Consider the following 13,380-nt stretch of genomic DNA (forward strand, 5'->3'; position numbering starts at 1 on the left):
GGGGGGGGGGGGGTGGGGGGGGGGGGGGGGGGGGGGGGGGGGGGGGGGGGGCGGGGGGGGGGGCCCGGGCACGGGGGGGGGGGGGGGGGGGGGGCCCCCCCCGCCCCCCCCCGGCCGAACTGTTTCCGGGCCCCGGCCGCTTTCCCTCCCCGTCACGACCGCCGGTCGCCGGCTCACACCTCGCGCACGCCCCTGCGCCACACGCTCGTGACCAGGGGGACTCCCGGCCGGTAGGCGAGGTGGACGTGGCTGGGCGCGTCCAGCAGCACCAGGTCGGCGTACGCGCCGGGAGCGAGGCGGCCGATGTCGTCCCGGCGCAGCGCCCGCGCGCCCCCCGCCGTGGCCGACCAGACCGCCTCGTCCGGCGTCATCCGCATGTCCCGCACGGCGAGCGCGACGCAGAAGGGCACGGACGAGGTGAAGGACGAGCCCGGGTTGCAGTCGGTCGAGAGGGCGACGGTGACGCCGGCGTCGAGCAGACGCCGCGCGTCCGGCCACTCGGCGCGGGTGGAGAACTCGGCCCCGGGCAGCAGCGTGGCGACGGTACGGCTGTGCGCGAGGGCGTCCACGTCGGCGTCGGTCAGATGGGTGCAGTGGTCGGCGCTCGCCGCGTCCAGTTCGACGGCGAGCTGCACGCCGGGGCCGTGGGAGAGCTGGTTGGCGTGGATGCGGGGGTGCAGGCCCCTGGCCCTGCCCGCGGTGAGGATCGCGCGGGCCTGGTCGCCGTCGAAGGCGCCCTTCTCGCAGAAGACGTCGATCCAACGGGCGTACGGGGCACAGGCGTCGAGCATCTCGCCGGTGACCAGGTCCACGTACGCGGCGGGGTCCTCGGCGTGGTCCGGGGAGACGATGTGGGCTCCGAGGTACGTCACCTCGTCCGTGTGCCGGGCGGCGATGCGCAGTGCCCGCGCCTCGTCCTCGACGGTCAGGCCGTAGCCCGACTTCGTCTCCAACGTGGTCGTGCCCTGGCGGAGGGCCTCGCGCAGGTAGCGGGTGAGGTTCGCCTCCAGCTCCTCGTCGGTGGCGGCGCGGGTGGCGGCGACGGTGGTGCGGATGCCGCCCGCGCTGTAGGCCCGGCCGGACATCCGGGCGTTGAACTCGGCGGTCCGGTCGCCCGCGAAGACGAGGTGGGAGTGGGAGTCCACGAAACCGGGGAGCACCGCCCGGCCACCGGCGTCGACCCGGTTGTCAGTGGCGGGTGCTTTGCTTCGATCACCGGTCCACGCGACGCGTTGACCGTCGATGACGAGTGCCGCGTCCCGGATCAGGCCGAGCGGGGATCCGTCGCCGAGAGAGGGGTCGTTGGTGACCAGGGCAGCGATGTTGGTGATGAGCGTGCTGGCGGTGCTCGCGGAGTGGGCGGGGCTGTCGGTCGTCGGGCTGCTCATGGCGTCCTTGGTGGCCTTCTCGGCGGTCGGGGCGGGTTCGGGCTCGGCTTCGGGGGCGCGGGCGGGTCTCATCCGCGCAGGGCTGCGACGGCCTCGGCGAGGGCCTTCGGCACATCCGGTACGAGAGCGTGCGCCCCGTCCCGTACGACGTGCCGACCACCCACGACCGTGTGCGACACGTCTGCTGCCGAAGCGGCGAATACAGCCGTCTCCGCGCCCAGCCGTGGAAGCGGGCCTGCCGTCCTGACCGAGTCGAGCGCGACGGTCGTGAAGTCGGCGAGGGCTCCGGGCCGCAGGGTGCCCGCCTCGTCCCAGCCGAGCGCCGCGTGGCCGTCGGCCGAGGCCGCCTGCAGAAGGGCCGCCGCCGTCCAGTGGCCGCGGGTACGGCTGCGCAGCCGCTCGTTCAGCTCCATCGCGCGTGCCTCTTCGAACAGGTCGATGACGGCGTGGCTGTCGGAGCCGAGGGAGAGCGGGGAGCCGGCCCGTTGGAGGGCGACGGCCGGGCCGATGCCGTCGGCGAGGTCGCGCTCGGTGGTGGGGCACATGCAGGTGCCGGTGCCGCTGCCGCCGATGAGCGCGATGTCGGTGTCGGTGAGGTGGGTGTTGTGGACGCCGGTGGTGCGTGGCCCCAGGACCCCGTGGTCGGCGAGGAGTTGGGTGGGGGTGCGGCCGTGCGCCTCGCGGCAGGCGTCGTTCTCGGCGGTCTGCTCGGAGAGGTGGACGTGCAGCGGGGCCCGCCGCTCCTGGGCCCAGCGCGCCACGGTCGCCAGCTGTCCGGCGGGCACGGCCCGTACGGAGTGGACGGCCGCCCCGATCCGCGCGTGATCCCGTTCCTTGAGAACAGCACAGCGTTCGGCCCAGGCGTCCGCCGTGCCGTCGGAGAAGCGCAGCTGGTGGCGGTCGGGTGCCTGGCCGAAACCGGCGGAGAGATAGGCGGTGTCGAGGAGGGTGATCCTGATCCCGGCCTCGGCGGCGGCCGCGATCAGCGCCTCGCCCATGGCGTTCGGATCGGCGTAGGGGGTGCCGCCGGGGGCGTGGTGCACATAGTGGAACTCGCCGACGGCGGTGATGCCGGCGAGCGCCATCTCGGCGTACACGGCCCGTGCGAGCGCGTGGTAGCTGTCCGGGGTGAGCCGGTCCGCCACCTGGTACATGACCTCGCGCCAGGTCCAGAAGGTGCCCGAGCCGACCTGGACGGTGGCGCGCAGTGCCCGGTGGAAGGCGTGGCTGTGGGCGTTGGCGAGTCCGGGAAGGGTGAGCCCCCGGAGGGGCTCGGCGCCGGGCGGCGGGGCGGGGGTGCCGGTGTGGACGGCGGTGATGCGGCCGGCCCGGGGGCTGCCCGGCCCGGCCACGGTCAGGGTCACGCCCGGCTCGACGTTCGTGCCGAGCCAGGCGTGTTCGAGCCAGTAGGTCGTCTCCGTCACCTGCGGGCCAGCCCTTCCAGTACGTCGGCGAGCGCGGTCACCCCGGCCAGGCAGTCGTCCTCGGCGGCGTGCTCGGCCGGGGAGTGCGAGACGCCCGTGGGATTGCGTACGAACAGCATGGCGGTCGGGACGTGTCCGGAGAGGATCCCGGCGTCGTGTCCGGCGCCGGTCCCGAGCACCGGCACCTTCAGCTCGGCGGCGCCGTGGCCGAGGATGCGGGCGAGTTCGTCGCGCAGGGCGTGCTCGAACTCGACGACGGGGGTGAAGGACTCGCGGACGACGTCCAGTTCGACCCCGTGGAGCCGGGCGTGGTCACGGGCCGCTTCTTCGATCGCGCCGACGACCGTGTCCAGCGTCCCCTGGTCCTCGGCGCGGGAGTCGAGCCAGCCGCGGACGAGGGAGGGGATGGCGTTCACGCCGTTGGGTTCCACGGAGACCTTGCCGAAGGTGGCGACGGCGCCCGCGAGCCGTGCCTCGCGGCGGGCGGCGAGCACGGTCTCCGCGTACGACAGCATGGGGTCGCGGCGGTCGACGAGCCGGGTGGTGCCCGCGTGGTTGGCCTCGCCCCGGAAGTCGAAGCGCCACCGTCCGTGCGGCCAGATGGCGCTGGCGATCCCGACGGCGTCGCCGGACAGGTCCAGCGCCCGCCCCTGTTCGACGTGCAGTTCGACGAACGCGCCGATCCGGGCGAGCCGCTCGGGGTCGGCGCCGATGCCCTCCGGGTCGTACCCGGCGGCCTCCATCGCCCGCGGCAGGGTGACCCCGTCGCCGTCGGTCAGCCGGTGCGCCTGCCCGACGGTCAGTTGCCCCGAGCTGAGCCGGGAGCCCACGCAGGCGAGACCGAACCGCGCGCCCTCCTCGTCGCCGAAGTTCACGATCCCGAGCGGTTTGTCGAACCGGGCGCCCCGGGCGCGGAGTTCGTCGAGCGCGGCGAAGGAGGACACGACGCCGAGGGGGCCGTCGAAGGCCCCGCCGTCGGGTACGGAGTCGAGGTGGGAGCCGGTGACGACGGCGTCCCCCTGGCGGGGGTCGCCCAGCCAGGCCCACTGGTTGCCGTTCCGGTCGACCTCGTAGTCCAGTCCGCGGTCCCGGGCCTGCTCCTCGAACCAGGCCCGGCACTCGGCGTCCGCGCCGGTCCAGGCGAACCGCCGGTACCCGCCGGAGTCGGGGTGGCGCCCGATGGGGAGCAGCTCACGCCACATCTCGTGGAAGGAGGCGCCGCCGGGCCCGGTCGGGCCCGCGGGTGCCGGTGAGGCGGCGGCTCCCGCCGGGGAGCCGCCGTCGTGGCCGCCCTGGCTCGGGGTCACGCGCCCTCACCCTCGCCGTTCGCGGCGTCGGCGCCCTCGCGCATCGGCACCCGCACGCCCCGCTCGTCGGCGACCGACTCGGCGATGTCGTAGCCGGCGTCGACATGGCGGATCACGCCCATGCCGGGGTCGTTGGTGAGGACGCGGCGGATCTTCTCGCCGCCCAGCTTGGTGCCGTCGGCGACCGTGACCTGGCCGGCGTGGATGGAGCGGCCCATGCCGACGCCGCCGCCGTGGTGGAGGGAGACCCAGGAGGCGCCGGAGGCGACGTTCACCATGGCGTTGAGCAGCGGCCAGTCGGCGATCGCGTCCGAGCCGTCGAGCATGGCCTCGGTCTCTCGGTAGGGGGAGGCGACGGAGCCGCAGTCGAGGTGGTCGCGGCCGATGGCCAGCGGGGCGGCCAGTTCGCCGCTCGCGACCATGTCGTTGAACCGCTCGCCGGCCTTGTCGCGCTCGCCGTAGCCGAGCCAGCAGATACGGGCGGGCAGGCCCTGGAAGTGGACGCGCTCGCCGGCCATCTTGATCCAGCGGTGCAGGGACGCGTTTTGAATGGATTCAGCCTCGGGGAAGAGGTCGAGGATCGCCCTGTCGGTCTTGGCGATGTCGGCGGGGTCGCCGGACAGGGCGGCCCAGCGGAAGGGGCCCTTGCCCTCGCAGAACAGCGGCCGGATGTAGGCGGGGACGAAGCCGGGGAAGGCGAAGGCGCGGTCGTACCCGGCGAGCTGGGCCTCGCCGCGGATGGAGTTGCCGTAGTCGAAGACCTCGGCGCCGGCGTCCTGGAAGCCGACCATGGCCTCGACGTGCCGGGCCATGGACTCGCGGGCGCGGGTGGTGAAGCCGGCCGGGTCCTTGGCGGCGTAGGAGGCCATGTCGTCGAAGTCGACGCCGACGGGGAGGTACGACAGGGGGTCGTGGGCCGAGGTCTGGTCGGTGACGATGTCGATGGGGGCGCCCATGGCGAGGAGCTGCGGGACGAGATCGGCGGCGTTGCCGAGGACACCGATGGACAGCGGGCGGCGGGCGTCACGGGCCTCGGTGGCGAGCTGGAGGGCGTGGTCGAGCGAGTCGGCTTTCACGTCCAGGTAGCGGTGCTCGATGCGGCGCTCGATGGCGCGCGGGTCGCAGTCGATGCAGAGCGCGACGCCGTCGTTCATGGTGACGGCGAGCGGCTGGGCGCCGCCCATGCCGCCGAGGCCGGCGGTGAGGGTGATCGTCCCGGCGAGGGTGCCGCCGAACTTCTTGGCGGCGACGGCCGCGAAGGTCTCGTAGGTGCCCTGGAGGATGCCCTGGGTGCCGATGTAGATCCAGGAACCGGCGGTCATCTGGCCGTACATGGTCAGGCCGAGCTGTTCCAGGCGGCGGAACTCCTCCCAGTTCGCCCAGTCGCCGACGAGGTTGGAGTTGGCGATGAGGACGCGCGGGGCCCACTCGTGGGTCTGCATGACACCGACGGGGCGGCCGGACTGGACCAGCATCGTCTCGTCCTGCTTGAGGGTCCGCAGGGTGCGGACCATGGCGTCGAAGGAGCGCCAGTCGCGGGCGGCCTTGCCCGTGCCGCCGTAGACGACGAGCTTGTCGGGGTGCTCGGCGACCTCGGGGTCGAGGTTGTTCTGCAGCATGCGGAGGGCGGCTTCCTGCTGCCAGCCCAGGGTGCTCAGTTCCGTACCGCGCGGGGCTCGAACAGGACCGGGGGGCGGCCCGTAGGGCCTCGGCCGAGGGCGGTGGTGGGAGACGGGCGGGCGGGGTCCTGACACGGGTCTGCCTCCTCGATTTACAGCAACTATTCACATCCTGGCTCGATGAATAGAGCTAGTCAATACGCCCGTACGCCCAGCGAGGGCGCGCCGTGGATGTTTGGCTGGACACACTGGGTGCATGGGCCCGGGAACGACACCACCACGGGGGGACGGGATGGGAGAGGCGACGCACGGGGCCGACGGGACGAGGCCCGTCGACCGGGGGGACGACGCTCTTCGACCGGGCGCGGACGTCGAGGCGGACGGCGAGCGCACGCTCCGGCTGTTCGAGACGGACGAGGAGCGCGCGGCCCGGCGGGACGACGCCGTACGCGCGGCCGTGGAGCAGGGGCTGCTCGGTCCGGGCACGCCGCTGATCGGGTTGCTGGACGTCACGGGCATCCGGGTCTCGGCGGCGGCGCTGCGGCGGGCGTTCGACGAGGTGACGGCGCCCGGTACGCCGGTGCTGCACGCGTTCGCGGTGAAGGCGACGCCGCTGGTGCCGGTGCTGCGGCTGCTGCACGAGGCGGGGATCGGCGCGGAGGTCGCGAGCGCCGGTGAGCTGGCCCTGGCGCGGGCCGCCGGGGTGTCGCCCCGGCAGACCGTGCTGGACTCCCCCGCCAAGACGCCCGCGGAGCTGCGGGAGGCGCTGGCCCTGGGTATCGCCGTCAACGCGGACAACCCGCAGGAGCTGGACCGCCTGGACGCGCTCGTCCGCTCGGCCACCACCCGATCCCCCCTCGGCATCCGGGTGAACCCGCAGGTGGGCGGGGGTGCGATCGACGCGCTGTCCACCGCGACGGCCACCTCGAAGTTCGGGGTCCCACTGCGGGACGAGGGCGCCCGGGAGTGGGTCGTGCGGGCGTATCTGGAGCGGCCCTGGCTGAGCCGGCTGCACGCGCACTCCGGTTCGCAGGGCATGCCGCTGTCGCTGATGACCCGGGGGATCGCGGAGACGTACGAGCTGGCCGAGGAGATCAACCGGCGGATCGGGCGGCAGCAGATCGACACGATCGACATCGGCGGCGGACTGCCGGTGAACTTCGCGTCGGAGGCGGCCACGCCGACACACGCGCAGTACGCGCGCCTGCTGGCGGAGGCGGTGCCGGGGCTGTTCGACGGGCGGTACGGGCTGGTCACCGAGTTCGGGCGGTCACTGCTCGCCAAGCACGGGACGGTGCTCGCACGCGTGGAGTACACCAAGAGCGCGGGCGGGCGGGCCGTGGCGGTCACCCACGCGGGGGTGCAGGTGGCGGCGCGGACGGTGTACGCGCCGGGGGCGTGGCCGCTGCGGATCGCGGCGTACGACGCCAAGGGGCGGGTGAAGGAGGGACCGGCGGTCGTGCAGGACGTGGCCGGACCTGCCTGCTTCGCCGGGGACCTCCTCGCGCGGGGGCGATCGCTGCCCCGTCTCGAACCGGGGGACTACGCGGCGGCGTTGGACACCGGGGCGTACTACTTCGCGCATCACTACGGATACAACTCGCTTCCCCGGCCCGCGATCTACGGCTACGCGCCCGGCGAGGGCGACGGCGAAGTGCGCTTCGCGGTGGTCCGGCGGGCCCAGACGACGGAGGAGATCGTCGGGGAGGCGGGCGGCGCGGAGCGGTCGGGGCTTCTGCGGCTCTGACGTCAGCCGCCCCGCCGGGGAATGCCGTACGAGGGCACGCCCCGCCGGGAGATGCCGTACGACGACCGCGGTCGTCCGTGCCCCGTCGCGCCGCGACCCGTCGCGCCGTGAACCATCGCACCCTGCCCGGTCACGCCGTCCGTCGCGCCGCGTCCGGTCCGCCGTGGCCGGTGGCGCCGCGGCCGGTGGCGCCATGCCCGGTCACTCCGTGATCCGTCGCACCGCGCCCGGTCGCGCCGTGGCCGGGCGCGCGGTTCCAGGCGCCTTCGGATGCGTGGGGGCGCCCGCAAGGACGAACGCTTCTCTTCGCGCGCCCCGCAATCCCCCCAGAATGGTCGATGCCCGGCGGCCCACCCGGAGGCGGTATGCGACTCGACGGCATACCCGCACCTCAGCGCATCGGCCGGCCTCACCGACCTCAGCGGCGCCGAAAGCGCGGCAAATCGACCCACCTTAGTCACCTCCCCGCATGTTCCGCTGGAAAATGCCGGATCGCTCACCCCTCGCGCACACGTTGCGTAGCGTCTGCGTCACTCAGCCGAACCGCAGGCAGGAGGGGAGCCACGGTGCCCGGAATCGACGAGTGTCTGGTGGAGGCCATGAGGCTGCCCGGTGCCCTGGGCGCCGCGGTGGTCGACTGGACCAGCGGACTGGCGCTGGGCACGGTCGGGGAGGCACCGGGGGGTGACCACGAGACGACCGCGGCGGAGGCGGCGGAACTGGCCCGGCTCGCGGCGGAGCACCGGGCCTTCGCCCCGGAGGAGGGCTCGGACTGGTCCGGGGCCGATCTTCCGGTCGAGGACCTGATCGTCAGCAACCGGGACACGTACCACGTGCTGCGGTTCGTGCGGACGACCTTCGACAGCAGTGTCTTCCTGCATCTGTGGCTGGCCAGGTCGGACGGCAATCTCGCCCTGGCCCGCATCCGGCTGGGCGAGATGGCGGGGCGGCTGGTGCTGGCATGACCGTGATCACCACGTCGGCGCCGCCGCTGCCCGTGCGCGGCGAGCACACCCGGCACGCCGTCTCCCCCATGCTGCACCGGCTCGCCGCCGAACGGGCCACCGGCGTCCTGCTGCGGGAGTCCGGCTCGCTGTATCTCTCCGACGGCGAGGTCGTGCACGCCGAGAGCCCCCGGTCACCCGGGCTCGACGTACTGCTCAGCGCCGGAGGCGTCCTGGACGGCGACGGCTGGCGGGAGGCCGTCGACACGGCGGGGGCCGGGCTGCGGGTCGGGCGGTTCCTCGTCGACAGCGGCCGGGTCGCGAAAGGCACGCTGGAGCTGTGCCACGCGGGCGCCATGTTCGACGCGGCCTACTTCGTGCTGGGGCCGAGCAGCGCGCCGGCCCGCTTCCGCTACGGGGCCGCGCACTGGCTGGGACCGATACGGCCGGTGCCGGTGGCCGCGGTCACACGGGAGGCGTTGCGCCGCCGGGACCTGCTGCACCGCATCTGGCCCGACCCGGCCACGGACGACGCCCCGCTGATGCGGGCGGTGGGCCTCTCCTCCCCGCCCGTCCCGGTCCGCCAGGAGGCGGTGCTCGACCAGATCAACGGCTTCCGCACCGCCGCCGACATCTCCCTGACCCTCGGCCGTCCCACCTTCCACACCCTGGTGGCCGTCCGCCGCCTGGCCGCGGCGGGCCTGATCTCCCCGGCACCGCCCCGCCCGTCCAGAACCCCACCGGCACCGGACACCCCACCGGACCACACCCCGCCGACGCCGGCCGCCGCCCCGGTGGGCACCCCCGTGGGCGCCCCGGCGGTGACCGCCGCCGCGCCCGGCCGCACCGTGCCGGCACCGGCCGCGGCCCCGGGCCACACCGCCTCGCAGCCCGTCCCCGTCCCCCCGTGGCCGCTCGTCACCACCGACCCCGACATCGCCCTACTGCAAAGGCTCAGGGATGCGCTGGAGGCCCTTTGAGCGGCAGCGGGAGCGTCCCGCCGAGAGGAGATTACCCATGGCCGCCGAGGCCGAAGTCCTCGACGAACTGCACCGGTTGCGGGCCCGGGTGCCCCAGCTGACCGGGGCGCTCGCGGCCAGCGTGGACGGGCTGGTGCTGGCCCATGACACCCCCGGCGTGGAGCCGGAGGGCCTGGCCGCACTCACCGCCGCCGCACTGGGCGTCGCCGTACGCATCACCGACGCGGGCGGCCGGGGCGACCTCCGCGAACTGCTGCTGCGCGGCGAGCAGGGTTATGTGGCGACCTACGCGGCGGGCGCCTCCGCCGTGCTCACCCTGCTGGCCCAGGACCGGGTCAACGTGGGCCGGCTGCACCTGGAGGGCCGGCGGACCGGCACCCGTATCGGTGAGCTGGTGGACGCCTCGCCCCGCCGCGCGGCCGACCAGGCCGGCAGCAGGGCCGCGATCAAACCCTCGGCCGACACCACCGGGCGCGGCCCGGCCAGGTCGCTCGCCCAGACCACGACCACGACCCCGAGCACCGACCCGACCACGTCGCAGACGCCGTCCAGGGCCATGGTCAGGTCGACCATGCCCCGCCGGACGCCCGGCGCCACGACCTCGCGATCCACTCCCCGAACCGCCCCCAACGCACCTACCACGTCAGAGAGTTGAAAGGACACCGCACACCATGGCCAACACCGAGACCGCGCTCAAAGAGGCCCTCGCGTCGATCGAGGGCGCGACCGGCGCCGCCCTCGTCGACTACACCAGCGGCATGGCACTGGGCACGATCGGCGGCAGCAAGGGTTTCGACCTCACCGTCGCCGCCGCCGGCAACACGGATGTCGTCCGCGCCAAGCTGCGCACCATGGAGCACCTCGGCCTCAAGGGCGAGATCGAGGACATCCTGATCACCCTTACCGATGCCTACCACCTGATCCGGCTGCTCACCGGCCGGGGCGGCAACGGCCTCTTCCTGTACCTGGTGCTCGACGCCAAGCGGGCCAACCTGGCCATGGCCCGGCACCAGTTGAAGAGGATCGAGGCGGAACTGGAGGTCTGACGCCACCGACGGCCCACCCACGAGGCGGCGCACCCACGAGGCGGCGCACCCCGACCGGGGCGCGCCGCCCAGGCACGTCCCACCCGGACCCGGACCCTGACCCGCACCCGCACCCGCACCCGCACACCCGTACGACTGCCACGCCGCATCCCTCGGCTACCGTGTCCGCCTCGGATCGAGAGGAGAAGCTGACGGTGCGAAGAGCGGTACGGGGGGCGGCACTCGCCCAGGTGGCGTTGCTGGCCGGTCTGTTGGCGGGGTGCTCGGAACCGGCGGAGGACGACCGGACGAAGCCGTCGGCCGAGGCCACCGGTGCGGCGGACTCCGCCGGCCCGGACAAGGGGGACGACGCCGCCGTGCGCGGCGGTTCGGTCGGCGCGGCCGGTTCCGCCTGCGAGCTGCCGGTCGCCTTCGACACGGCGCGGAAGTGGAAGGCGGAGGCCGTCGACGCCGGGGCCGCGGAGGGCGGGGACGAGGTCGCCGCCGAACTGGCCGAGGCACTGCTGCACCAGGGCCCCTTCACCGCCGCGTGCGAGATCGACGCCAAGCCCGCCGGGAACATCGGCTTCATCCGGGTGTGGACCGGCGAGGCGGGCGCGAAGGCCGGGGACGCGGAGGCACTGCTGAAGGAGTTCGTGAAGGCCGAGGGCGGCACGAGCAAGGCGAGGTACAGCGACTTCTCCTCGGACTCCGGCGTCTCCGGCGCCGAGGTCGAGTACCTCTACACCAGTGAGGCCCTGGAGGAGACGAAGAAGGAGCGGGCCTTCCTCACCGTGACCCCCGAGGGCCCCGTCGTCGTCCACCTCGGCGGCTTCGACACCCGGGAACACGAGGAGATGCTCCCGGCGTACGAGCTGGCCAGGCGGACACTGCGCGCCCAAGGCGGTCGACAGACGCTGAGCCTGAGCGTGATGGGCAAGGTCAGGACCACGCGGTCCGGAACGCCAAATACCGACTGAAGGCTTCGTGGCTGTCGGGGGTGAAGCACCACTCCAGCAAGGCCGACCGCAGCTCCGGCTCGGTCAGCCGGCCATGACAGGCGACCTCATTGGGATCGGGGACGGTGTCCGGCACCACGGCTTCGTGCACGCCGAGCCAGTGAGGGCTCAAGCCGCTGCGGTTGATGAACGTGCACAGCAGGCGCGGCAGCGCACGAATGCCCAGCTTTTCGGACAGTTCCCTCGCGCCGGCCCGTTCATAGGACTCGCCGACATTCGCGGCACCACCGACCTCGACCTCATAGATCCCGGGGAAGCGCGATACCTGCTCCGACCATCGGTGGACGAGGATCCGTCCACGCTCATCACGACACACCGTCACGGTGACTCGGTGCAGCCAACCCTCGTGAGGTCCTTGGGTGGCGGCGGAGGCTCAGATCTACCTCAGGTTCCAGGTGGAACTGTGTGTTCCGTAGGGCGCGTTGTGTAGTTTGATCACGTCGGCACGGTCGATGAAATGTTCGATTGTGTCTGTTGATCGCAAACGGGAACGGCCAATCCTTTTGGGGGAAGAACATGCCTCAGACGAAGCACTCCACCCTGTTCAGACGTGCTGTCGGCGCGAGTGTGATAGCCGTGATCGCGGTGGGGGTGGTGCCGACCACGGCGCAGGCGCTCAATGCTGTTCGTGAGTGGAACGCCAGCTCGAACCCGCTCAGGGTGACCGGCTACGGCAGCACCGGCTACGCCTACGGAACCTGGAAGGTGTACAACAGCTCCAACGGCACCCGCTCTCTCGCAAGCACCTACAGCAAGCTGTCGAACGCCGATGACCACAAGGTGTACGTCGAGTTGGAGACGCAGGTGAACGCTGGCTACTGCGTCCAAGCGTCCAAGTACATGTCCTGCACCCAGAAGTACTGGGACCACGCCAGCGACGAGACGGACCACCACAGCAGCCGGTCGTACACGTACAAGAGTGCCTCGACCGGTGTGTCGGGGTCTGCCGACTACGCCCGCGGCAAGGTCCGTGCCCGGCTCGACATCCCGTGGCGTACTGACCCGGAGACTGGCTGGTCCTACACCGACGGCGGCGACAAGTACTGACCCGCCCGGGGGCGGTAACCCGCCCCCGGCATCATGGTGCTGAGCCCGGACGTTGCGGCCACGCGGCTCGAATTGCTGGGTGGCCGCAACGGCGCCCAGCACTTCACACGGCCCATGTCGGAACACAAGAAGAGAGATCGGCACCGGTGAGTGAACATCGCCTCAGCTGCGAGGAACTGGTCAAGGATCACGGGGGCAGCTTCCAACTGGGGCCGCTGTCGTTCGCTCTGAGCGAGGGAGTAACGTGCCTGGTCGGTCCCAACGGGGCGGGGAAGTCGACCTTCTTCCGCCTCGCGGCGGGCATTGAGAAGCCGACTACCGGAACCATCGTTCTCGAATCCGCGAAGGACCGTCGGCTGGGGTACCTGCCGCAGGAGCCGGACCTGCCCCGCAGCGCCACGTGTGAGGAGTTCCTGCACTACGTCGCCTGGGTTCACAAGATCCCTCCCAAGCAGCGCCCCGAGGCGGTGGCCGACGCCCTGGGTCGCGTCAACCTGACCGAACGACACCGCAGCAAGATCCGGACGCTGTCGGGGGGCATGCTGAGACGGCTCGGCATCGCCCAGTCGCTGATCCATGACCCCGCCCTGCTCCTGCTGGACGAACCCACGGTCGGGCTCGACCCCCGCCAGCGCATCGCCCTGCGCGAAACGATCTCATCGGTCTCCGACGGCCGCATCGTTCTCGTCTCCACCCACCTCGTGGAGGACATCCGCAGCCTCGCCGACCGCGTCATCGTCCTCAACGCAGGACAGGTGATCTTCGACGGCGACGTACCGGCGCTGGAAGACAAAGCGACTGCCGACGCCCCCGGCGACACGGACCTGGAACGGGCGATCGCGGCACTGATGGGGGACGCGGAGTGATGCACTCACCTCGG

At 72.7% G+C, this 13,380-nt stretch carries 12 protein-coding genes and 1 pseudogene; 8 read left to right on the plus strand and 5 right to left on the minus strand.

What is annotated here, in order from left to right:
- Positions 1 to 173: 173 nt before the first annotated feature.
- From hutI to hutU, 4 genes are all read right to left on the minus strand, one after another.
- Positions 174 to 1,460, minus strand: a complete 1,287-nt coding sequence (gene hutI / locus AC067N_RS31795) for an imidazolonepropionase (RefSeq protein WP_478682367.1) — start codon at positions 1,458 to 1,460, stop codon at positions 174 to 176.
- Positions 1,457 to 2,812 carry a formimidoylglutamate deiminase gene (locus AC067N_RS31800; protein WP_478682368.1) on the minus strand — a complete coding sequence of 452 codons (1,356 nt, stop codon included), beginning with the start codon at positions 2,810 to 2,812 and terminating at the stop codon, positions 1,457 to 1,459. Before AC067N_RS31800 ends, hutI begins: the two co-directional genes overlap by 4 nt.
- A complete protein-coding gene (locus AC067N_RS31805) occupies positions 2,809 to 4,014 on the minus strand; it encodes an allantoate amidohydrolase (protein WP_478682447.1) in 1,206 nt (401 codons plus the stop codon). The genes AC067N_RS31800 and AC067N_RS31805 overlap by 4 nt, the downstream gene beginning before the upstream one ends.
- Positions 4,015 to 4,115: 101 nt before the next feature.
- Positions 4,116 to 5,873: a urocanate hydratase gene (hutU, locus tag AC067N_RS31810; protein WP_478682369.1), complete on the minus strand. Its 1,758-nt coding sequence runs from the start codon at positions 5,871 to 5,873 to the stop codon at positions 4,116 to 4,118.
- Positions 5,874 to 6,030: 157 nt separating this feature from the next.
- On the opposite strand from hutU, the gene AC067N_RS31815 reads away from it, so the two are divergent.
- The 6 genes from AC067N_RS31815 (at position 6,031) to AC067N_RS31840 (ending at position 11,414) form a co-directional block, all read left to right on the plus strand.
- Complete coding sequence (locus AC067N_RS31815) at positions 6,031 to 7,485, plus strand: type III PLP-dependent enzyme domain-containing protein (RefSeq protein WP_478682370.1); 1,455 nt, start codon at positions 6,031 to 6,033, stop codon at positions 7,483 to 7,485.
- A 566-nt stretch (positions 7,486 to 8,051) separates the two neighbouring features.
- A complete protein-coding gene (locus tag AC067N_RS31820; protein WP_037692967.1) occupies positions 8,052 to 8,450 on the plus strand; it encodes a hypothetical protein in 399 nt (132 codons plus the stop codon).
- The gene (locus AC067N_RS31825) at positions 8,447 to 9,409 is read left to right on the plus strand and encodes a hypothetical protein (protein WP_478682371.1); all 963 of its coding nucleotides are present in this window, start codon (positions 8,447 to 8,449) and stop codon (positions 9,407 to 9,409) included. Before AC067N_RS31820 ends, AC067N_RS31825 begins: the two co-directional genes overlap by 4 nt.
- Before the next feature lie 37 nt (positions 9,410 to 9,446).
- Complete coding sequence (locus AC067N_RS31830; RefSeq protein WP_478682372.1) at positions 9,447 to 10,064, plus strand: roadblock/LC7 domain-containing protein; 618 nt, start codon at positions 9,447 to 9,449, stop codon at positions 10,062 to 10,064.
- 16 nt (positions 10,065 to 10,080) lie between these two features.
- Positions 10,081 to 10,455 carry a roadblock/LC7 domain-containing protein gene (locus AC067N_RS31835; RefSeq protein WP_478682373.1) on the plus strand — a complete coding sequence of 125 codons (375 nt, stop codon included), beginning with the start codon at positions 10,081 to 10,083 and terminating at the stop codon, positions 10,453 to 10,455.
- A 188-nt stretch (positions 10,456 to 10,643) separates the two neighbouring features.
- Positions 10,644 to 11,414, plus strand: a complete 771-nt coding sequence (locus AC067N_RS31840) for a lipoprotein (RefSeq protein WP_478682448.1) — start codon at positions 10,644 to 10,646, stop codon at positions 11,412 to 11,414.
- Here AC067N_RS31840 and AC067N_RS31845 read toward each other — a convergent pair.
- Positions 11,377 to 11,799, minus strand: a pseudogene (locus tag AC067N_RS31845) (NUDIX domain-containing protein); the annotation flags it as partial. The gene AC067N_RS31840 and the pseudogene AC067N_RS31845 overlap by 38 nt on opposite strands.
- Positions 11,800 to 11,969: 170 nt before the next feature.
- Between AC067N_RS31845 and AC067N_RS31850 the strand changes: the two are divergent.
- Together AC067N_RS31850 and AC067N_RS31855 are read left to right on the plus strand one after the other, a co-directional pair.
- Positions 11,970 to 12,500: a hypothetical protein gene (locus AC067N_RS31850; RefSeq protein ID WP_478682374.1), complete on the plus strand. Its 531-nt coding sequence runs from the start codon at positions 11,970 to 11,972 to the stop codon at positions 12,498 to 12,500.
- Between the two features lie 146 nt (positions 12,501 to 12,646).
- On the plus strand, positions 12,647 to 13,366 hold the full coding sequence (locus AC067N_RS31855) for an ATP-binding cassette domain-containing protein (RefSeq protein WP_478682375.1): 720 nt from the start codon (positions 12,647 to 12,649) through the stop codon (positions 13,364 to 13,366).
- Positions 13,367 to 13,380: the final 14 nt, after the last annotated feature.

Source organism: Streptomyces sp. NPDC042364 (assembly GCF_056437585.1).